This is a genomic window from Exiguobacterium sp. 8H (genome assembly GCF_902506255.1).
In the GTDB taxonomy this organism is placed as follows: domain Bacteria; phylum Bacillota; class Bacilli; order Exiguobacteriales; family Exiguobacteriaceae; genus Exiguobacterium; species Exiguobacterium profundum.
Map to the genome: position 1 here is coordinate 651956 of NZ_LR733429.1, position 21115 is coordinate 673070.

The window sequence follows — 21115 nt, forward strand, 5'->3', positions numbered from 1 at the left end:
TATGATATTCTGATTCTAAAATTATATTTAAATTGATAAAAAATTGAATAGTCAGACGATAAATAGCTGTATATAATAAAAAATGGTATGTATAGTAATTTATTGATGAATGGGGATCGTGTAATGTTCATATTGATTAGTTTGTTGCGTTCAATCGCGACAGTTTTTCTTTTCTTCAATCCAATCCATCCGACGCCGCTCGAGACCGCTGAATATATTTCATCAGTCGATCGAAATGCGGATAGTTGGGAGAGTGCCGACTTTTTTGAATCATTCGGAACCGAATTACCCATCGACATGGACAGAAACCTCCTTTACACAGAACGGATAACCGGCTGGACTGAGATTGAAATGGGGGAAAAAACGTATGAGGGGTTTTCATCGATGACGTTTGATCAACCGTTCAAAGGTACGATTTTACATATGACGTGGGGACAAGATATTCCGGACGTGAAAGAGAAAGTGATTGTCTTACCGACGACAAAATTTTCATATGACAACATCGAGGATGCGTATACCGTCGATTACGCAGGTGAGATTTTGAATGACCAGGAAGCGAACGCGTACTTGTCAGAGCTCGCATCTAAGGGAGCTGCGGGATACCTGATCACCCCTTTTGAAGACGACCCATATGAGACGGGTTTCGTTTTCACGTCATCCTATATGCCGTTAAATGGTACAGGGGTAGACTTGGATACAGCTGAACAACTGAAGGACGGGGAAACGATTCAAGTCAAGCCCTATAATGAAGAAATCCCGTATGTCGAATTTGTCCAAAAAGGCAAGACGGATCAAGAGATTGTTCTCATGTCACGACTCGATTCTTCCTGGCACGGGGCCCATTATTTGTCTTCCGTCGGTCCGTCTTCGGTCTTATATCACCTCATACAGATGATGGACAACGAGACACCGTACTATACGATTCGATATGTCTTTTTGAATGGAAACGGTGACTCCAGAGAAGCGAGTGACGATTTCCTTGAAAGGCTAGCGGGACAAAAAGAAAAAGTGGAAACGGTCGTCATGCTCGATATTCTTGGGACTGGTGACGGTCCGTTATACGTTCGGACCAAAGGAATGAAATCCTACCCAGTACTAGAACAGGCGCCATTCTCTGATTTAGAAGTGCGCTCGTTGGCAAGTTCACCGGGTGACGCTTACGATGAAGCGGGAATTCCTTATCTGATGTTGAGTGACTCATTAGAAGGAAGTTGGCATGTGTTCACCGAGAAGGATACGTTCGAACGCCTGTCGGAAGGTGGGTTAACGGATGCGGTTGATTGGTTACACGATTGGCTAACTCACTGACCTCATAGATGTCGCCGTCTCATTTGACGGCGACGTATTTTTTTGGATGACAGTTTCGGGTATGATAGTAATGGAGGCGATACGATGAAACAAGAGATGACGATTACGACAGCATACGGAACGATTGCAGGAACTTTTCTTTCCCATGAGGAGCCCCGGGCGACAATCGTCATGTTGAGCGGAAGTGGGCCGAGTGACCGTGACGGCAATATGGGTGGTGTCGGTTTTAATACGTATGCCAAGTTGGCAGAAGCGTTGTACGACCGCGGATACAACGTGTTCCGATATGACAAACAAGGGATTGGCAAGTCCGATGGGGACTTCAATAAAGTCGGTTTACATGATTTGATTAACGATGCGATTCTTGTCGTGCGCACCATTCGACAACTGGCCGATGTGAATCGCTTATATCTACTTGGTCATAGTGAAGGGGCCGTTCTTGCTCCTGCCGTTCAACTTGAGACGAAGGCTGATGGACTCATCTTACTTTCCGGTTTCCATGAATCGTCCAAGCAGATGTTCTTATACCAAGCAGATGCACTCGCTAAAGACATCGAACATGTGAAAGGGATAAAAGGTCTCTTCTACCGGTTGACGGGCGTTGCCAAAAAAGTTAGGCAGCGACAGGACGATTTGTTAGAGCGTTCTTTACGGACGAACGTCTCGTTTTTCAAATATCGAGGTCAAGTCGTAAATGCGAAATGGATTCGAGAACATGCATCCTATGACGTCCGAGAGCGATTAGAGCATGTGACCGTCCCGGTTCTTGCGATTACGGGAGGGCGTGATGTGCAAGTCCCACCAGAGCACGTCCATATGATTCAAACAAAAGGTGAGGTCACCTCATCGATCATTGATGATATGAATCATCTGCTCGTGACACGGGAGTCACCCCATTCGCTTCTCATGCTGCACAAAGAGTATCGAGAAGCAATCGATGCGCCGATTCATCCAAAACTCGTTCGAGAATTGGATGAATGGTTAAAAAAACAGTCATAAACTCGAAAAACGGTCATATATTGACCGTTTTTTATGTTATAATTGTGACAAATTGAATGAAACTGAATGTTTTTGAATGATTTTAGTTGTTTTTATAATGAAAACGCTTTATATTAGACGTATGGAGGGAACAAGATGTTAACGAAACAACGACATCAGTTGATTTTGCAACGCTTATCTGAACAGAAGGTCGTCAAATTAAAAGAATTGGTTGATTTGACGGATTCATCCGAGTCGACGATTCGTCGAGATTTGACGGACCTCGAAGCGGAAGGGTATCTGGCAAGGGTTCACGGAGGCGCAACGCTCATTGCGACTCCAGATGAGGAACCGACATTTGAAGAAAAGCGAGACCGGTTCGTAGATGAAAAAGTTGCGATTGCACGGAAGGCCGCAACGTTCATCGAAGACGGGATGTCGATTTATTTAGATGCCGGTACAACCACTCAGGCGATGGTTCCGTTTTTAGAAGGGAAAAAGATTGTCGTCGTCACAAACAGTCTACCGATTGCGAATGAATTATTTGATCTTGATATTAAGACGTTTGTGATTGGCGGAGAATTAAAGCGTTCCACCCAGGCATTGGTTGGGTATAACGCACGCGAGAGCATGATGAATTATCGTGTCGACCTCGCCTTTCTCGGAATGAATGGAATCGACCTTGAAGCGGGTTACACGACCCCGGACCCAGAAGAAGCGCTTGTCAAAAAAACGGCAATCGAATTGGCACAAACCTCGTTCGTACTCGCGGACGCATCGAAGATCGGGAAACGAACGTTCAGCCGAGTCGCGACGTTAGATGCCGCACAGTTGATCACATCAAGCAGTGAGTCAATGAGTTCCATCCAAACAATCACAAAGGTGGTGAATGCGAAATGATTTACACGTTAACACTCAACCCTTCTATTGATTACTACGTAACATTACCTGAAGTACATCTAGGAGAAGTGAACCGAATCGAAGAGACGACGGAGCGTGCAGGCGGTAAAGGAATCAACGTCTCCATCGTTCTTCGGGAATATGCACAAGAAACGAAGGCACTTGGTTTCATCGGTGGGACGACCGGTGACTTCATTAAAAAGTCACTCGTCGATCACGGTGTACACACCGATTTCGTAGAGGTGAACGGGAACACCCGGATCAACGTCAAGATTCGAGCGAAAGAGGAAACAGAACTGAATGCGAGCGGACCGAATATCACGGATGGTGAGCTCGAACAGTTGAAGGCCAAGTTCGACCAAGTTCAAGAAGGTGATATCGTCGTCCTCGCTGGTAGTATCCCGAGCAACCTACCAGACTCGCTATATCGGACCATTGCCGAATCGATTCGCGAAAAAGGTGCCGAATTTGTCGTCGATACAACGAAAGACGCCATGCTCGAAGTGCTCACGCTTGAACCACTCATGATCAAACCGAATCACCATGAATTAGGTGAATTGTTTGATACCGAGATTGAAACGTTTGAACAAGCTCTACCTTATGCCGAACAGCTCGTCAAACGCGGGGCGAAAAACGTTATCATCTCCTTTGCGGGAGACGGGGCGCTACTCGTTAACAAGGACGGAGCCGTCACAGCGAACACACCGGTCGGGAAACTCGTGAACTCGGTTGGTGCAGGAGACTCACTCGTCGCCGGATTTGTCGCGAATGTGAAAGAAAAAGGTGAACAAGAAGCATTTCGATACGCGGTCACGACAGGAAGCGCATCTGCTTATACGTTCGGCTTATGTTCAAAGCAAGAGATTGATCGCTTGATCGATCAAGTACAACTCACACCACTGAAACGAATGGAGGAAACAACATGAAAATCACGGACTTGCTCCAACGCGACACGATTCAATTGAATCTAAGCGCGAATTCTAAGCGTGAGGTCATCGAAGAACTTGTCGATGTCCTCGATCGTGCTGGTAAGCTATCGGACCGCAACGGTTATCGCGATGCGATTCTAAAACGTGAAAGCGAGAGCACGACTGGCCTTGGAGAAGGGATTGCCATCCCTCATGCGAAAACGAGTGCGGTTAAAACGCCAGCAATCGCGTTCGGTCGCTCGGAAGGCGTCGACTACGAAGCGTTAGATGGACAACCGAGTCGCCTCTTCTTCATGATTGCGGCAGGAGAAAATGCGAATAATGAACACCTTGAAACACTCTCTAAACTTTCAGTTTACTTGATGGACCCTGCATTCCAAGAACGTCTCTATGCAGCAACTTCTGAAAGCGATGTCATCCGTGCCATCGAAGAAAAAGAAATGGCAGAAGCGAAGCCAGAAGTCGTCAAACCGACGAATCAAGATGCACCGTTCATTTTGGCGGTCACGGCTTGCCCGACAGGCATCGCTCATACGTATATGGCGGCAGACAGCTTGAAACAAAAAGCGGAAGCGATGGGCGTCGATATTAAAGTCGAAACGAACGGATCGACTGGCGTAAAAAATGAATTGACACGTGCGGATATCGACCGGGCAACAGCGATCATCGTCGCAGCGGACAAAGCTGTTGAAATGGATCGTTTCGCTGGTAAACGAGTCATCGAAGTTCCGGTCGCACAAGGGATTCGGAAACCTGAAGAACTCATCAATCGTGCGGTGAAACAAGATGCGCCGGTATATGAGGCTTCGAAAACATCAGGTGGCGCTTCGAAAGAGCAACGTACAGGCGTGTACAAACACTTGATGAGCGGGGTATCTGCGATGCTTCCACTCGTTGTCGCAGGTGGTCTCTTGATTGCAATCAGCTTCTTCTGGGGCATCAACTCTGCTAACCCGGATGACCCGTCTTACAATGAATTTGCAGCACAGTTGATGACGATCGGTGGAGCTGCATTCGGCTTCCTCGTTCCGATTCTCGCCGGTTTCATCGCGATGTCGATTGCCGATCGCCCAGGTCTCGCACCAGGTCTCGTGGCAGGGGTACTTGCAAGTCAAGGGAACGCCGGATTCCTCGGTGGTCTCATCGCTGGTTTCTTGGCAGGTTATGTCGTCCTCTTCTTGAAAAAGGCACTTGCGAAGTTGCCAGCTTCACTTGAAGGAATCAAACCGGTCCTCTTATATCCTTTACTTGGATCATTTATCTCAGGTATGGTCATGTTACTCGTCGTCAATGAACCGATTGCTGCACTTATGACATGGTTGATGGATACGTTGAACAGTATGAGCGGCGCAAACGCTATCCTTTTAGGAGTCATCGTCGGTGGGATGATGGCAGTCGATATGGGTGGTCCGATCAACAAGACAGCATACGTCTTCGGAACGGCAGCACTCACAGCAGGTAACCAAGAAGTCATGGCAGCCGTCATGGCTGGAGGGATGGTACCACCACTCCTCGTCGCACTCGCATCAACTGTCTTCGCTCGTCAAAAGTTCTCGAAACAAGAGCGCGAAGCAGGAAAAACAGCATATATCATGGGAGCTTCGTTCATCACGGAAGCGGCGATCCCATTTGCCGCTGCGGACCCGATTCGCGTTCTTCCATCAGCGATTCTCGGTTCTGCCATCGCAGGAGGATTATCCGCATTCTTCACGATTCAATTACCAGCGCCACACGGAGGAATCTTCGTCTTCCCACTTCTTGAAGGAGCTGGAAACGTCGCGGTGAGTATGGGCCTCTATGCACTCGCCATCTTGGCAGGTGCGGTGGTCGGAGCATTGCTCCTCTCGTTCTTGAAAAAACCGTTAACAACTTCTACACCAGTCCAATCTAAAGAAGTTGCATAACGTGATAAAAGACGTCGCCTTTATCTAAAGGTGACGTCTTTTTTGTTGTGGATGTCCGTTCAATTTTCACATAATCTCGGATTGCAGGTTGGGGATTTGTGGTAAACTATTTGTAAAGCTTCGGGTGAGGAGGGGGTCACATTGGACATTCGGGTCGCCAAACCAGATGATGTGTATGGGATTGCGAGAGTGCGTGTGAACGGATGGCGTACGACCTATCGGGGAATCGTGCCGACTGAGTATTTATTGAAAGTTTCGTCCGGTTCCATCGAATGGGCAGAACGTTTGCGGACCGCCCTTCGTCGGCAAGAAGTAGCCGGCTTTGTGGCGATTGTCGAGGACGAGATTGTGGGCTTCATCCTATACGGAGAAGAACGGACAGGAGAGTACCCAGACCACACGAATGAAGTCTATGCCATTTATATTTTAGAGAACCATCAAGGGAACGGAATCGGGTCCGCTCTCCTTGAACATGCCGTGCAATCGATGTGTGAGGCAGGGCTCTTGATCTGGGCACTTGAGATGAATCCGTTCCGTACATTCTATGAGCGAAAACAAGGGCAGGTCATCGACCAGAAAGATCGAGAGTTTGGTGAATTGATGCTTCGAGAAGTGGCGTATGGATGGGAAACGACCCGTCATGACTCCATCATGGGAGCCTAAGCTTTGAGACTGTAGAATGATCTACGGTCTTTTTTTGTGTCTAATGTATGAGCTTTAACCGATTTTTTCATTCAAGATTGATTCAGCTTTGCAGCCAACAACGTAAATTCCCACGGGATATTTTCACCGTTCCATCCTCTCTAGTTCTATAATGGAATTATCTATAATAATTTTACAATGGGAACTTGTCAATAAATCTATGTCTAGTAAGGACAAATATGGATGAATATAAATGTAGAAACGAGGATAAGGTGAATGATTAAAGGAATATACGAGGCGCACTTACCGGTGAGTGATTTAACTGAATCAATTCGATTTTATGAGAAATTAGGATTAGAGTTGGCATTCCAAAATGAGAAATTGGCTTTCCTGTGGATTATGAAAGGGGAGAGCTGGATTGGGCTATGGAAATCTGATCGAGTCGATTTAACGTATCATCCATCAATCCGACACATCGCTTTTCGAATCGAGGAGCAGGATTTGGATGCGATTAAAGCATGGCTTGAGGATCAGGGAATTGAAATTCGTACTGCGTTCAAGATGACACCTGAACAGCAACCACTCGTCCTTCCGAATGCCCCGTACGAGCATGCGGCCATCTACTTTGAAGACCCGGACGGAAATTCGCTTGAACTCATCACGTTGATAGGAACAAACGCAGATGAAACTGCTAATGTGATTCCGTACGAAGAGTGGTTAAAAAATAAAGAATGTACATAATTGATTCAATAAAGGAGAGAGAATATGCTATTCCATTATCATCTATGGACACCACATGTCGAAGAAACGGAGAAATTTTATGCGAGTCTAGGATTTCAAGTGTCCCAACGAATCGGAAAGAAAGATGGAGAATTCGAATCTTTTGCCCCACCTCTCGATTGGGACGACTTTAGGGACCAATCTATTCAGTTTAGAATCATAGAAATGAAGCGGGGAGCGACGAATATCACATTCGGTTACGGAAAGAAAGTGATGTTTGATCATATTGGTTTTTTAGTATCTGAAGAGGAAAAAGTGGATGTGTTAGAACGAGCAGAGGAAATAGGATTGACGGTTCAGTCAAATGAACGAAGAACGTTCATCCATACACCATACGGATTTCGAATCGAACTTCAGGACCATTTCGATGCTATTCAATCACGTTCTGAGAGTCGCATCCACCAATTAAATATTGAAACGAAAACGGCAGGTCTTGAAGAGGTTTTGCAACAATTATTCAATTGTCCTGTCCCGCAAATCGTAGCAACTGAATCGGATCACACACAGTTGACGCATGTAAACCTGATGAGTGATTGTACGATCAGTTCAACTGATCCGAACGGTATTCAAATCATCCTTTCAAAATGATTAATAGATAATAATTCTTTTAAGGGGCAGAAAAAGTGATAGATATTGATCAAGAAATCATTTATGTTCAATCAGTCTTACAAAGAGTACTAAGAAATGTCCCTTTGAATCAAAATGGAATACTGTTGTTCAATTAACCAATCTCTTCTATACTGAATTGAACAAAAAGTTCTAAAGGAAAACAGCTCATTCTCATGGGCACGGCGGACCAACATTATGTACTAGAACGAATCCAGCATTTCGAACAACTAGCATTGACTGAACTCGAGATTGTTGAGCAGATGAATCATAGCCTCGAGTACACAGGTAACACATACCAGTCACTTCGGCTACTTGAAACACTTCTCAAGCGAGTTGAGCAATTTATCACTTCCTCATAGGTCGTGAACCGGTGGAGAGTTTCATATTGTGATTACTATTATCTGTATGGGAGGAGTCGACGTGAAATTTACCACTGAGCGTTTAGAAATCAGACCATTTATGGAGAAAGATTTGGAAGCTACATTCAAAATGTATAGAAAATCAGAAATATGCAGATATCTTTTGCATGAGCCATGGACGTCTGAAAACAGGAATGAAGTATTTGCTAAAAAACTAATGAATTCTACTCTTACCGAGACTAGTACGTTGAATTTAGCAGTCGTACATCAAGATGAAGTAATTGGGGATCTCACGGTTTGGTACACGGGTATGAAAGATACGGTAGAGATCGGGTATTGTTTTTCTGATTCACACTCGGGAAAAGGATATGCAACGGAGGCAGTGAGCGGATTGCTAAGGGAGTTGTTTGCGAATCTCAATCTACATCGGGTACAAGCTAATCTCGACGCCAGAAATGTAGCTTCCCAGAATTTATGTGAACGGGTTGGAATGAGAAAAGAAGCTCATTTCTTGAAAGACTATTGGAATAAGAATGAATGGACCGATAGCATGGTGTACGCGATGTTACACGAGGAGTTTGTAAGACAATAAACGGAATAAGTGAATAGAAAAGGAGATGACGCGTGTCATCTCCTTTTTTTACAATTTTTCAATAACCGTTTTAGGGTCGATACGTTCTGTATAGTCAGCAGGCACATCACTGAACGAAATCGTCCCATCGGATTGGATGATGAACGTGGCCGGTTTCGGCAACTGCCAATCCTCGTTCCCATTATGTGCATCGACATTTAATCCAGATGCTTTATAAATGTCAATCAAGTAATCCGGCATGTCAAACACGAGATCGAATTGACGTGCGACATTATTGCCGACATCACTCAGCACGTAAAAATCAAGTTCGTTCTTCTCTTTCGTCGAAAGGGAATAATCCGGCGTCTCAGGACTGATGGCGACAAGAGTCGCTCCTTTTTCTTGAATCATTGCCAATTCGCGCTGGTAAGTGCGGAGTTCGAGGTTACAATATGGACACCATCCACCACGGTAAAATGTGACGATGACAGGTCCATTTTCAAGCAGTGTTTTCAAATCGACTGCTGTCCCATCCGCATGAGGCAATTCAAACATCGGCGCTTGATCCCCGACTGTTAACCCTGACGCAATTCCGGAGTCTCTCAATTCTTGTGTCGCCTGAGCCATCAATCGTTGCTTCTCGGCAGGTGCATTTTGTTTGAACTGATCTTTATAGGATTTGATTTCTTCCAATAATGAATTCATCATTTGACCCCCTTTTCCGATATGGTAACTCAAATTTTAACTAAATACGAATAGTATGATTTGTTCAATCGAACACAACGGTGAAACTCCATTTCAGTTTCCGAAAAATAATTTTCGAATAATTCAATCAATTCTTCAGATTTGATGACTTTTGACCGATATGATGTATAACCCAAGGGGGATTCGACTCATCGAACTCGCTTGAACATTTTATTCGGGTTAGGAGATGTTTTATGAAACAGAAGCGCACGATTAGTATCAAGCAAAAATTGATTGTCTTATCCGTTCTATTATTGATTATTCCAGCCACATTGATTGGAATCGTCGCCTATTCGCAGGCGAAAGGTAAAATCGAGTCTCAAATGATCCAGTCCGCCAATTCGGGGGTAGACCGGATGAACAATGAGGTCACGAACCTCATCGAACCGATTCAAACGGACATCTCGTTTTTTGCGAATCGGATTGATAGTTCCATTTATGAAGAGGGAGAAGCGAATCAAGCGTTAGCAGAGAAGTTTACTGAGTATTTAGAGACACATCCAAAAGTGACGAACATTTACTTCGCTTCTGCAGAAGGTGCGATGACGATCTATCCTGAGCAGGAATTGCCAGAAGGATATGACCCACGCACTCGTCCATGGTATGAAGCGGCTGAAGCAAGTGGACAAGATGTTGCCATCACGAATCCGTACGTCGATGCCGCCTCTCAAAAAATGATGATCACGGTTTCGAAGAAGACTTCAGACGGTAGTGGTGTAGTCGCTGTTGACGTAGATGTGAACGATATCGCTGAAGTGGCATCCACCATTCAAATCGGGAAAGAAGGATACGTTGCCATCTTCGACCAGGCAGAACAAGTCGTCATTCATCCGTCGACGGCTGTCGGTGAAAAGATTGATGAATCTTGGACAGAATCGCTCTTTGCCAAGGAAGAAGGGACTCTGTCTGTATCGGAGAATGGGGAAGGCGTGGAGAAAGCATTCGTGACGAACCCAATCACCGGATGGAAGATTGCCGGTACGTTATATGACGGTGAGATTCAAGACGAGACGGTCGGCATTCTTTGGACAACTGGATTCGTCATCATCGGAATGTTCGGAATTGCAGCCATTCTTCTCTACTTCGTTCTCCGTTCAATCTTGCGTCCGTTGCGTTTATTGACAGAAGGAGCAGAACGAATCAAATCAGGAGATTTAACGGAGCCGATTACCGTCTTATCGAACGACGAAATCGGGCTTGTCTCAGAGAGTTTTAATGAAATGAGCGATTCACTTCGCTTGGTGTTACTCCGTCTCGATGATTCAATCAGTCAAGTTGCCGCCTCGTCTCAAGAATTGATGGCCAACTCGGCACACAATACTGCCTCATCAGAACAGATTGCCCGTGCAGTTGATCAAATGGCAGTCAGTGCCGATGGCTCGAAGCGACAACTTGACGACAATGCGACATCGCTCCAAGCAATCACGTCAGGAATCATGCGAATCTCAGAAAGTTCCATGGACGTGTCTGAACTTTCACGCGAAACCTCAAATGAAGCGGAAGACGGTTCGACGACCGTGAAGGAGAATGTGAAGCAGATGCAGGCAATCGATGCGTCTGTCGTGACATTCGAGGGCGTCATTCACTCATTGGCACATCGCTCTAACGAAATTGGAGAAATCGTCACGGTCATCAATGGAATCGCTGAACAGACGAACCTGTTAGCATTGAACGCTGCCATTGAAGCAGCACGTGCAGGTGAGAACGGCAAAGGGTTCGCGGTCGTTGCGAGCGAGGTGCGTAAACTCGCAGAACAGTCGCAACAGTCGACGAAACAAATTGCAGCGTTGATTGATCGAATCAAGCATGAGACGGAACAGTCTGTACAGTTGATGCAGGAAGTATCTACTCATACGAAAGCCGGGTTGGCGTCATCTGAGATGACGGCAGACCGTTTCGAGAAAATCAAGGAGCGGACAGTCGCGATGACACCACGGATTGAAGACGTGACCGCAACCGTCGAGGAGATTGCAGCAAACGTTCAGGAAGTGGCAGCGACGGCATCACAAATCGCCGACATCGCCGATGAGAATTCGAGCGTCTCGAAGCAAGTGGCGGCGACGACCGATGATCAATTGAGATCGATTGAAGAAGTATCACAGTCAGCAAAAGCACTCGCGACCATGGCCGAGGAGTTACAAGACCTCGTTTCGCGGTTCAAACTGTAAACGACAATGAGGCAGAGCGGAGCGCTCTGCCTCATGTTTTTTTAACAAAAGTAGGCGAGAATTCTCCCTCCTCTAAGCGTCTCGGAGCGAAGCCCGGCGTAGGTGGGGGATGAATCGCCCGGTCCAAAACTCTTTTTCCCTGTGACAGATGTTACGAACAAATGTTTGTTATTCTGTCAGATTCTTCCTCACCCCCGCGGGTATCGTATGAGGAAGACACATCACAATCTTCTGAGGGGAGGAGGGACGGACATGCTGAAAGGCTATACATACAGGCTCCACCCGACGCCGGCAAGGCCGAGTTCCTGATCAAGACGATCGGCTGCGCCCGGTTCATCTACAACAAGCTGCTCGAGGACCGCATCGCCATCCGCGAGGATGCGAAAGCGGGGAACGGAACGAGACGGAAACCGGCGACACCCGCCTCCTACAAGCCCCTATTCCCGTTCCTCGCCGAGGCGGACAGCCTCGCGCTCGCGAACGCGAAGCTGAACCTCGACAACGCGTTCGCGAAGTTCTTCGCCGGGACGGGCGGCTTCCCGAACTTCAAATCGAGACGACGGTCGCGCGCCTCCTACACGACGAACAACCAGCACGGCACGATCCGCATCGAGGCGGGCAAAGTCCGTCTGCCGAAGGTCGGGTTCGTGCGGTTCACACAACATCGCCCGTTCGAGGGCGTCATCCGGTCGGCGACGGTCTCGATGACCAAGACGGGCAAGTTCTTCATCTCCCTCCTCGTCAAACAGGACGATGCACCATGGATCCCAGCCGAGAACAAGGTCGGGATCGATCTCGGCCTGGAACATTTCGCCGTCATGACGAACGACGCGATGGTCTCGGAGAAGGTCGATAACCCCCGACTCCTCAGGAAGTCCGAAGCGAAGGTCAACAAGGCGCAACGGGCGCTGTCGCGAAAGAAAATCGGGAGCAAGAACCGTGAAAAGGTCAAATTACTTTTGGCTAAGAAACACGAAAAGATTGCCAACCAACGCAAGGACTTCCTTCACAAACTGTCGAGACGGATCGTTGACGAGAACCAAGTCATCGTCGTGGAGACATTGAAGTCGAAGGACATGATGCAAAACCATAAGCTCGCCAAGTCCATCGGGGACGTCAGTTGGTACGAGTTCGTCCGTCAACTCGAATACAAATCAAACTTCTACGGATGGACGCTCATCAAGGCGGATCAATGGTTCGCATCGACGCAGATCTGTTCTTCTTGTGGCGAGAAAGGTCAGAGGAAGACGATGAATGTCCGTGAATGGACATGTGCCTGTGGCGCGCATCATGACCGTGACATCAACGCGAGCATCAACCTATTGAGGCTGGCCGACTGATAACCATTCAGGGCAGGGACTGCCCGACGAGCTTGGTCAACAACTGTGGCTGGTAAAAGTACGGTCTTCCCAAGAAGCTCCCCCTTCAATTTGCGAAGCAAATAAGTGGTGAGTAGTTCACAGGATTGGACTTAGAAGGCGGGACACGCCTTCACGGGCGCGTACCGTCCATTTACGGGATTCATAATCTTCCACTGTATAAGTGCGACTGACCGCCGTATCGGTCTCAAATAAAGAAACGAGTTCGAGGGCGACCCGCTCATCATAGATGAGTGCGTTCACTTCAAAATTGAGACGGAAGCTTCGGGCGTCCAAATTTGTCGTCCCGACAGTCGCAATCTCATCATCGACGACGAGCGTCTTCGCGTGGAGAAACCCTTCATCATACAGATAGACGTTTGCCCCGTAGTCGAGGAGTTCCCCAAGGAACGAGAGGGACGCCCACATGACGAATGGATGGTCCGGTTTTCCAGGGATCATGATATCCATCTGAACGCCAGAATGGAGTGCCATTTTGCAAGCGTCCATAAAGCTTGTGTCTGGAATGAAGTATGGCGTTTGAATGACGACCCGTCGTTTGGCGGACATGATCATCTTGATCATCATATTCTTCAAATGTTCCGTATCCGAGTTTGGTCCACTCGTGACGATTTGCATCGGAGAATTTTCTTTAATGTCATGTCGCGCAAAGCAGAAGGCATTTTCAGGATCATGTTTACGGTGACCAGAATAATTCCAGTCCAATATGAATCGGTGTTGTAAATTGTAAACGACATCTCCTTCGACACGCAGGTGCGTGTCACGCCAATAGCCAAATTTTTCGACTAAACCTAAATACTCGGTACCGACATTGAATCCACCGACATAGCCGATTTTCCCATCGATGATGACGACCTTTCGGTGATTTCGGTTGTTCAACTTGAAGTTGATGATCCCGAGTGTCGGTGGGAAGAAGACACGCACCTCGCCATCGTTCGCAATCAACTCTTTAAAGTCCGAGTTCCGAAGACTACGTGAGCCGACCGCATCGTAGAGGAGTCGAACTTTGACACCGGCTTTCGCACGCTCGATCAACTCTTTCAACAGTGCCTGACCGAGAGCATCACGCTGGATGATGTAATATTGAATATTGATCTCCGTCTCGGCCGAGCGAATGTCATCCATCAGCGCTTTGAACTTTTGTTCGCCGTCGTGCAAGATGAGGGAACGGTTATGTACACTGATCAACGATTTAGAAGATCGTAAGTTCATTTGAAGCAGTTGGTCATACTTTTCAAACAGCGGCTGCGCGAGCTGGGTTTGGCGCGTATGAATTTGTTCAAGTTGCGCTTCGACTTGAAGCGAATGGAAGGAACGTTCTTCTACACTTAAATTATAGAAGTTATCCTTCTTAAGTTGTCGCCCTAGGAAGAGATAGACGATAAAGCCGAGCACTGGTAAGAAAAACAGGACAAGCAGCCAGGCCCAGGTCGCGCCAACGTCACGTCTTTCGGCGAAGATGACGGCGAGTGCGAACAACATGTTTAACCCGAGGACGATATAGAGTCCCCAACTGAAAATCATAGACCAATCCAACGACATACACCCCTTTATAATCGATTCATAGCTTAATCATACATCAAATGAGGGAATAGGATGCTATCAAATGAAATAGGGGGAGAAGATGATGAACATGGAAGTCGTATGGAAGAAAGGGATGGCGTTTGAAACACATACGCCATCAGGGCACACGGTGATCCTTGATGCGGCGGATGATGTCGGTGGGCTCGATACAGGACCTCGTCCGACAGAAATGTTGCTTCACGCGACCGCATCTTGCACAGGAATCGATATCGTATCGATTCTGCATAAAATGCGACAGCCAATCGAAGCATTCGAAATGAAAATCGATGGGGTGCGGGCGACCGATCACCCGAAACGCTTTACAGCCATTCACATCTTGTATATCCTGAAAGGCGAGTTATCGGAAGAACGAGTTCGGCGGGCCATCGAATTGTCAGTTGAACGTTATTGTTCTGTATCGCATAGCTTGAATGCGACGTTGACGTATAGCTATCAATTGAACGATGGAGACGTCACTCCGTTTGATTTTCATGAGTGAGCAGGATGGTTGAAAGGCATGCGGTTCTCCGTTATATTTGTATTTCAAATACTGTATAACTAAAGGAGGACGTTATGATTCGACTCGCGACGAAGCGCGATGCCCAACACATCGCGAACCTAATCGAACAACGAGCCGTAGCGCTAAATGAACAAGGAAGCGACCAATGGACCGAATATTTGGAACAGGACCTCGTAAAGCGTGTGCGCACTGACATTGTAGAAGGCAGTGTATATGTCTTTGAAGATGACCAACAAATTTTAGCTTCAATCGCATTGTTACCTCCAGATGAGTGGGATGATAACTTATGGGACGACAGTGAGCGAGGGCAATATATCCATCGAATCGTCGTCAGCGAAAAGCTAAAAGGGCAAGGCGTCGGACAGCAGCTCATGGAGCATGTCTTAGAGGAAGCCGATGAAGATGAACCAATTCGTCTTGATTGTGTCGCTGACAATGAATTTCTAAATGATTATTATCCACGTTTCGGTTTCGTCTTTGTCGATTCACGAAACGGGTACAATACGTTCGAATACAGATTGGATGAGAGCATGAGTGCATAAGGGTCATTAGACCCTTTTTTTGATATAATAACAAAAGCGAAAAGGAGGGTTTTATATGATTAAAACCATGTTGGTAGGATTCGGATTCTCGGCGAACACGTTCCATTTGCCGTTCTTAAAGGCCATTGACTCATTTGAAGTGAGTGGCGTCGTGTCTTCGCGCCCGGAAGAAGTGCAGGCTGAATTACCTGGTGCCACGGTATATGCGACATTAGAGGAAGCGCTTCAATCGGATGCTTCTCTATATGTCATCACGACACCATCGCATTTACATAAAGAGATGATTGTCGCATGTCTTGAGGCAGGAAAAGATGTGCTCGTTGAAAAACCAGCATTCCTGACAACGAAAGAAGGATATGAGTTGATTGAACTTGAAGCGAAATCGAAAGGCGTCGTCAACGTTTATCAAAACCGTCGTTATGACGGAGACTTCTTGACGGTTAAGTCGTTACTTGACTCGAACGAGTTAGGGGACTGGAAGGTGGTTGAATCTCGATTTGATCGTTTCCGTCCGAATGTACGTGATCGGTGGCGTGAAAATGCAGGACCAGGTTCAGGTATTTTATTCGACTTAGGAAGTCATCTGATTGATCAGACTCTCGCCTTGTTTGGAAAGCCAGATCGTATTCAAGCAGATGTGATGATTCAACGAGATGGCGGACAATCCGATGATGGGTTCCATCTGACATTCTATTATGGTGAAAAGCGAATATACCTTCGTTCGAACCCGTTCATCGCTGGAGAAACACCTCGGTTTGAAGTGCACGGCACGCAAGGAAGTTTCTTGAAATATGGACTTGATCCTCAAGAAGAGGCTCTGAAGCAAGGGAAGTTAGAAAGTGATCTTATAGAGACTGGTGTATTATCCAAAGAAGAGGTTTCGTCCATTCAAATCGAGAAAGGTAGCTATTTGGCGTATTATCAACAGTTAGCTTATAGTTATGAGGTACGGAAACCCGTCGTTTCATTAAAAGATGCAACATTGACAACCTACTTGATTGAACTTGCTCGTCAATCTAGTGATGCGGGTAGAGTCATTTCAGTAAATTGACATGGATTTGTATGGAATCGCTAATTTCGACAATCAAATTCACAATTGAAAAGAACGTGCGATGATTTCTTTGTGAACCGATTGATGCTTTTGAATTGTAAGGATAATCCCACGTGTGAAAATGAAAAATCGATGCCGCCGAACATTTTGTTCGAACGTGCATCGATTTTTTGATTAGGCTGCATCTTCTTCTGTCGATTCGACTTTTTCCGTATGACGGACAATCGGGAAATTTTTGAACAAACGACTTCCGATCAAGCCAAAACCGATTCCGAGGATGAACAGTACAACGGCTGTGAAGGTGACTGTTTGCCAATCGTTGAAACCATACATGACAAGAAGTCCCGGAATCCCGGCTGCCGAACCCGGTGCATCGTTGATCATACCGGTCATGGCGACAATCAACCCGGCGATGGCTCCACCGACAAAGTTGACACTGTAAATTGGAATTGGGTTAGCGGAAATGAGGTCAGCTTGCGTCAACGGTTCGATGGCGACAGAAAGCTGATCTTTCTTTGTTCCGATTTTCAATTGACGGAATAACAAGTAATTCATTGAGATGGACGCAGTCAACGCAAGCGCGGCAATTGCCATCGGTACACCTGTCAAACCAAGCATCGCCGTCAAGGCCATCGAACTGAGAGGCGACGTTGATACGACCGTGACAATCCCTCCTAAGACGAGACCCATGACGACCGGATTTTGTGTTGCTGCCAGTTCGATGACAGCTCCAATCTGTTCAAGTGTGTTTGTCACGAGTGGGTCTACCCCTGTCGCGACGAGACGGGCGAGCGGTGCCATCACGATGACGTAAAAAATCATATCGACGCCGGTCGGCAGATAGCGATTGATTCGAGTGCCAGCCAAAGCCAAAAGATATCCTGCAAAAAAGCCAGGAAGGATTCCGAATCCCGATACAGACAACCCGATCATCAAACTATAGACGGGGTTGATTCCAAGTGCGATGGCGACAAGAGCCGCAGCGGCAGGACCTGACAAAGCGCCAGCCGCTTGACCTACTTCTTCATAAAGAGGAAGTGGCAGCAATCCGCCGATTGCATACGCGTTGAACGCTTCGACGAGGAAACTCGCGATTGCAGCACCGGCCAATGCTCCCATCGCCTTCATTCCAAAAGGCGCCTTATAACTAAATAATGTGAACAAGGCGAGGATGAGCAGTAAAAGTGCGATTCCTTGAATAATGACCATAAACTCTTCCTTCTTTCTATCTCTATTTATTCATAATTTATTCTATATTCATGCATAGAAAGACTTCTGTAAAGCCATATTCAAAAGAAAAATTAAAATTGAACAATGATACCGGTTACAATTAGAAATTCCAAATCAAGAAAGCGTTTTCTTTGAAAAATGACATCAATTCTACAAGTTTGCACGTGTCGAGCCGCATGAGATTGGGAACAGATAGGGGAAAGACTTTTCAAAAAGTATTGGTCGAGGAGGATGAATCATGCAGAACGAAGACAGACCGTGGCATGCGCTCGAAGTAGATGAGGTGCGAACCCATGTGGAGACTGATCTTGAATCAGGTCTTACAACAGAAAGTGTCACAAGTCGTCAAGACGAATTCGGCAAAAACGTATTGCCGGAGAAAGAGAAAACCCCTGAAATTATAAAATTTCTAAGACAATTCAATGATGTTCTCGTGTACGTCTTATTAGCGGCTGCCGTCGTCACAGGATTCTTAGGGGAGTACATCGATACGATCGTCATCGTTTTAGTCGTCACGATTATCGGCGTCGTCGGATACCTTCAAGAAAATAAGGCAGAAGAAGCGCTCGAAGGAATCAAAAAATTATTAGAAACAAAGGCGACCATCGTTCGAAACGGCAAGCAATCTGAGATTGATTCAAGTGACCTGGTCGTGGGGGATGTCCTTGTACTTGCTGCCGGAGATAAAGTGCCGGCCGATGCCCGTGTCGTTCAAGCTGAAAAATTTAAGGTTGAGGAATCGGCGTTAACCGGAGAAGCGACGACTGTCGAGAAAAAATCGGACGTCGTGAAAGAAGACGCGGTGTTGGCTGACCGAAAAAACATGGTGTACTCGGGCACGAGTGTCGCGACGGGAAGTGCCAAAGCCATCGTGACGGCCATCGGTGAAGGTACGGAACTCGGTCAAATCAACGCTTCAATCTCAGAAGTCCAGACCGTCAAAACCCCTCTGATTCGTCAAACAACAAAGTTTGGTCAAACGGTGTCCATCGCCATCTTAATCATCTCCGTCGTGATTTATGCGTTCGGTTACTTTTTACGAGATTATGAGCCGGTCGAATTGATGCTGACGACAATCGGTCTTGCCGTTGCGGCGATTCCTGAAGGGTTGCCTGCCGTCATCTCTATCATTTTGGCACTCGGTGTCCGGAATATGGCTGAACAAAAAGCGATTGTTCGAAGTTTACCATCTGTCGAAACGCTTGGTGCTGTATCTGTCATTTGTACGGATAAGACGGGTACGTTGACGAAGAATGAGATGACGGTCAAACAAATCGTGACAGCGAACCATGATATCGAAGTCTCGGGTAGCGGATATGCTCCGAATGGAGATCTCGAATTGAATGGTCAACCGTTTGACTTGGATGATGATGAATCCATGATTGACCTGTTAACCGTCGGGAAGACGTGTAACGATTCTCAGTTGAATGAAGAAGACGGCGACTGGGTCATCAACGGCGATCCGACAGAGGCTTGTCTGTTGACGGTCGCTGAGAAAGCTGAACGCCCAATTGAACGTTTAAAAGTTATCTCGAAGATTCCGTTCGATTCTGAATATAAATACATGGCGACGCTCGTCGATTACAAAGGGGAGCGAATGATTTTTGTCAAAGGGGCGCCGGACCGACTCTTTGATATGGCGTCGTCTGAAAACTTTAAACAAGACTATTGGGATGAAAAACGAAAAGAGATTGCCGACCGCGGTCAACGCGTTCTCGGTGCTGGTCTAAAACGTGTCGACAGTTCAAAAGCGTCAATCGACCATGAGGATGTTGAAGATGGTCTGACTTTCCTCGGCTTATTTGGAATCGTCGACCCACCTCGACAAGAGGCCATCGATGCGGTTGCCGCGTGTCGTGATGCTGGAATCCGAATTAAAATGATCACGGGTGATCATAAAGATACCGCTGTCGCGATTGCAAAAGAACTGGGCATGGAAGTGGAAGGCGCCCTCGAAGGTCGTGAATTGACAGATATGACAGATGAAGAAATCAAAGAGGCTTCCGTTCATAACGATGTATTCGCACGGACCAGCCCTAACGACAAGCTTCGTCTCGTCAAAGGATTGCAAGAGAACGGTCTGATTACATCGATGACAGGAGATGGTGTGAACGACGCACCTGCCTTAAAACGTGCTGACATTGGTGTGGCAATGGGGATTAAAGGGACGGAAGTAGCGAAAGAAGCATCTCAGATGGTTCTTGTCGATGACAACTTCAAAACGATCTATAACGCCGTACGAGAAGGACGACGGGTGTACGATAACCTGAAGAAAACCATTCTCTTCTTGCTTCCGACAAACGGAGGTCAAGCGTTGCTTGTGGCAATGAGTATCTTGCTCGGAGCGGCTGCACCGCTCAGTCCTGTGCAGATTTTATGGGTCAACATGGTTGTCGCGATTACTCTCTCTTTAGCAATCGCTTTCGAACCACTCGAAGAGAGTACGATGAAACGACCGCCACGTCCGGCCAATGTGCCGCTACTCAGCCGATACTATATTTTCCGCGTCACCTTCGTTTCAATTATTATCGGGGGCGGTAGTTTATGGATCAACTATATGCTGGGGGATTTCGACTACTCGACCGAGAAATTACAAACCATCACCTTGAATGCCATCGTCATGGCCCAGCTCTTCCACTTGTATAACTGTCGTACGGAGTTGGCACCAGCATTCAACCGTCATTTCTTTGACAATAAGATTGCGTTTCTCGTATCAGCTTTACTCATTGCCCTACAATTGTTCATCACGTACGTACCGTTTATGCATACGTTATTCGGTACCGCTCCATTAACGTGGGAAGATTGGATTTATCCTGTGGCATTTGGTGCCGTCGTCTTTATCATCGTTGAAATTGAAAAGGCGATCTCCAGACGTGTCATCGGCAACCGGAATATACACTGATACGTTTCATTCATGTGAAAAAAGGATAAACAAGTG

The 21115-nt window shown here is 46.7% G+C and carries 17 protein-coding genes and 1 pseudogene; 15 read left to right on the plus strand and 3 right to left on the minus strand.

Going from position 1 to position 21115, the window contains the following annotated elements; genetic code table 11:
* Nucleotides 1-123: 123 nt before the first annotated feature.
* The 9 genes from GVY43_RS03300 to GVY43_RS03340 all read left to right on the plus strand — a co-directional run bounded on the left by GVY43_RS03300 (nucleotide 124) and on the right by GVY43_RS03340 (nucleotide 9001).
* Nucleotides 124-1308, plus strand: a complete 1185-nt coding sequence (locus tag GVY43_RS03300) for a hypothetical protein (RefSeq protein ID WP_159562239.1) — start codon at nucleotides 124-126, stop codon at nucleotides 1306-1308.
* Between the two features lie 84 nt (nucleotides 1309-1392).
* Nucleotides 1393-2307, plus strand: coding sequence for an alpha/beta hydrolase (locus GVY43_RS03305; protein ID WP_159562240.1), 915 nt, complete (start codon nucleotides 1393-1395; stop codon nucleotides 2305-2307).
* Between the two features lie 135 nt (nucleotides 2308-2442).
* Complete coding sequence (locus tag GVY43_RS03310; protein WP_078146840.1) at nucleotides 2443-3186, plus strand: DeoR/GlpR family DNA-binding transcription regulator; 744 nt, start codon at nucleotides 2443-2445, stop codon at nucleotides 3184-3186.
* Nucleotides 3183-4112, plus strand: a complete 930-nt coding sequence (gene pfkB, locus GVY43_RS03315) for a 1-phosphofructokinase (RefSeq protein ID WP_074037087.1) — start codon at nucleotides 3183-3185, stop codon at nucleotides 4110-4112. The genes GVY43_RS03310 and pfkB overlap by 4 nt, the downstream gene beginning before the upstream one ends.
* The gene (locus GVY43_RS03320) at nucleotides 4109-6019 is read left to right on the plus strand and encodes a fructose-specific PTS transporter subunit EIIC (protein ID WP_159562241.1); all 1911 of its coding nucleotides are present in this window, start codon (nucleotides 4109-4111) and stop codon (nucleotides 6017-6019) included. Before pfkB ends, GVY43_RS03320 begins: the two co-directional genes overlap by 4 nt.
* A gap of 141 nt (nucleotides 6020-6160) precedes the next feature.
* A complete protein-coding gene (locus GVY43_RS03325) occupies nucleotides 6161-6682 on the plus strand; it encodes a GNAT family N-acetyltransferase (protein ID WP_159562242.1) in 522 nt (173 codons plus the stop codon).
* Between the two features lie 255 nt (nucleotides 6683-6937).
* Entirely contained in the window at nucleotides 6938-7402 is a 465-nt protein-coding gene (locus GVY43_RS03330) for a VOC family protein (protein WP_074037084.1), read from the plus strand.
* 24 nt (nucleotides 7403-7426) lie between these two features.
* Nucleotides 7427-8029, plus strand: coding sequence for a hypothetical protein (locus GVY43_RS03335; protein ID WP_159562243.1), 603 nt, complete (start codon nucleotides 7427-7429; stop codon nucleotides 8027-8029).
* 441 nt (nucleotides 8030-8470) lie between these two features.
* On the plus strand, nucleotides 8471-9001 hold the full coding sequence (locus GVY43_RS03340; RefSeq protein ID WP_159562244.1) for a GNAT family N-acetyltransferase: 531 nt from the start codon (nucleotides 8471-8473) through the stop codon (nucleotides 8999-9001).
* Nucleotides 9002-9049: 48 nt separating this feature from the next.
* On the opposite strand, the gene GVY43_RS03345 is transcribed toward GVY43_RS03340, so the two are convergent.
* Entirely contained in the window at nucleotides 9050-9685 is a 636-nt protein-coding gene (locus tag GVY43_RS03345) for a peroxiredoxin-like family protein (protein WP_159562245.1), read from the minus strand.
* A 233-nt stretch (nucleotides 9686-9918) separates the two neighbouring features.
* On the opposite strand from GVY43_RS03345, the gene GVY43_RS03350 reads away from it, so the two are divergent.
* Nucleotides 9919-11892 carry a methyl-accepting chemotaxis protein gene (locus GVY43_RS03350; protein WP_159562246.1) on the plus strand — a complete coding sequence of 658 codons (1974 nt, stop codon included), beginning with the start codon at nucleotides 9919-9921 and terminating at the stop codon, nucleotides 11890-11892.
* A gap of 252 nt (nucleotides 11893-12144) precedes the next feature.
* A pseudogene (gene tnpB / locus GVY43_RS03355) lies at nucleotides 12145-13232 on the plus strand (IS200/IS605 family element RNA-guided endonuclease TnpB).
* A 117-nt stretch (nucleotides 13233-13349) separates the two neighbouring features.
* On the opposite strand, the gene cls reads toward tnpB, so the two are convergent.
* On the minus strand, nucleotides 13350-14795 hold the full coding sequence (gene cls, locus GVY43_RS03360) for a cardiolipin synthase (protein WP_012726224.1): 1446 nt from the start codon (nucleotides 14793-14795) through the stop codon (nucleotides 13350-13352).
* Between the two features lie 103 nt (nucleotides 14796-14898).
* Here cls and GVY43_RS03365 point away from each other — a divergent pair, with 103 nt between their 5' ends.
* From GVY43_RS03365 to GVY43_RS03375, 3 genes are all read left to right on the plus strand, one after another.
* Nucleotides 14899-15333 (plus strand): OsmC family protein, encoded by a 435-nt coding sequence (locus GVY43_RS03365; RefSeq protein WP_074037078.1) that lies wholly within the window; start codon nucleotides 14899-14901, stop codon nucleotides 15331-15333.
* A gap of 74 nt (nucleotides 15334-15407) precedes the next feature.
* Nucleotides 15408-15896: a GNAT family N-acetyltransferase gene (locus tag GVY43_RS03370; RefSeq protein WP_159562247.1), complete on the plus strand. Its 489-nt coding sequence runs from the start codon at nucleotides 15408-15410 to the stop codon at nucleotides 15894-15896.
* A gap of 55 nt (nucleotides 15897-15951) precedes the next feature.
* Nucleotides 15952-16947 (plus strand): Gfo/Idh/MocA family oxidoreductase, encoded by a 996-nt coding sequence (locus GVY43_RS03375; RefSeq protein ID WP_159562248.1) that lies wholly within the window; start codon nucleotides 15952-15954, stop codon nucleotides 16945-16947.
* A 174-nt stretch (nucleotides 16948-17121) separates the two neighbouring features.
* On the opposite strand, the gene GVY43_RS03380 is transcribed toward GVY43_RS03375, so the two are convergent.
* Nucleotides 17122-18156: a PTS sugar transporter subunit IIC gene (locus GVY43_RS03380; protein ID WP_159562249.1), complete on the minus strand. Its 1035-nt coding sequence runs from the start codon at nucleotides 18154-18156 to the stop codon at nucleotides 17122-17124.
* A gap of 259 nt (nucleotides 18157-18415) precedes the next feature.
* Between GVY43_RS03380 and GVY43_RS03385 the strand changes: the two genes are divergently transcribed.
* Nucleotides 18416-21079, plus strand: a complete 2664-nt coding sequence (locus GVY43_RS03385) for a cation-transporting P-type ATPase (RefSeq protein WP_159562250.1) — start codon at nucleotides 18416-18418, stop codon at nucleotides 21077-21079.
* Nucleotides 21080-21115: the final 36 nt, after the last annotated feature.

Coding starts and splice junctions, on each gene's coding strand:
- GVY43_RS03300 (WP_159562239.1), top strand. CDS start 124: ATGTTCATATTGATTAGTTTGTTGCGTTCAATCGCGACAGTTTTTCTT.
- GVY43_RS03305 (WP_159562240.1), top strand. CDS start 1,393: ATGAAACAAGAGATGACGATTACGACAGCATACGGAACGATTGCAGGA.
- GVY43_RS03310 (WP_078146840.1), top strand. CDS start 2,443: ATGTTAACGAAACAACGACATCAGTTGATTTTGCAACGCTTATCTGAA.
- pfkB (WP_074037087.1), top strand. CDS start 3,183: ATGATTTACACGTTAACACTCAACCCTTCTATTGATTACTACGTAACA.
- GVY43_RS03320 (WP_159562241.1), top strand. CDS start 4,109: ATGAAAATCACGGACTTGCTCCAACGCGACACGATTCAATTGAATCTA.
- GVY43_RS03330 (WP_074037084.1), top strand. CDS start 6,938: ATGATTAAAGGAATATACGAGGCGCACTTACCGGTGAGTGATTTAACT.
- GVY43_RS03335 (WP_159562243.1), top strand. CDS start 7,427: ATGCTATTCCATTATCATCTATGGACACCACATGTCGAAGAAACGGAG.
- GVY43_RS03345 (WP_159562245.1), bottom strand. CDS start 9,685: ATGAATTCATTATTGGAAGAAATCAAATCCTATAAAGATCAGTTCAAA.
- GVY43_RS03350 (WP_159562246.1), top strand. CDS start 9,919: ATGAAACAGAAGCGCACGATTAGTATCAAGCAAAAATTGATTGTCTTA.
- cls (WP_012726224.1), bottom strand. CDS start 14,795: ATGATTTTCAGTTGGGGACTCTATATCGTCCTCGGGTTAAACATGTTG.
- GVY43_RS03365 (WP_074037078.1), top strand. CDS start 14,899: ATGAACATGGAAGTCGTATGGAAGAAAGGGATGGCGTTTGAAACACAT.
- GVY43_RS03370 (WP_159562247.1), top strand. CDS start 15,408: ATGATTCGACTCGCGACGAAGCGCGATGCCCAACACATCGCGAACCTA.
- GVY43_RS03375 (WP_159562248.1), top strand. CDS start 15,952: ATGATTAAAACCATGTTGGTAGGATTCGGATTCTCGGCGAACACGTTC.
- GVY43_RS03380 (WP_159562249.1), bottom strand. CDS start 18,156: ATGGTCATTATTCAAGGAATCGCACTTTTACTGCTCATCCTCGCCTTG.
- GVY43_RS03385 (WP_159562250.1), top strand. CDS start 18,416: ATGCAGAACGAAGACAGACCGTGGCATGCGCTCGAAGTAGATGAGGTG.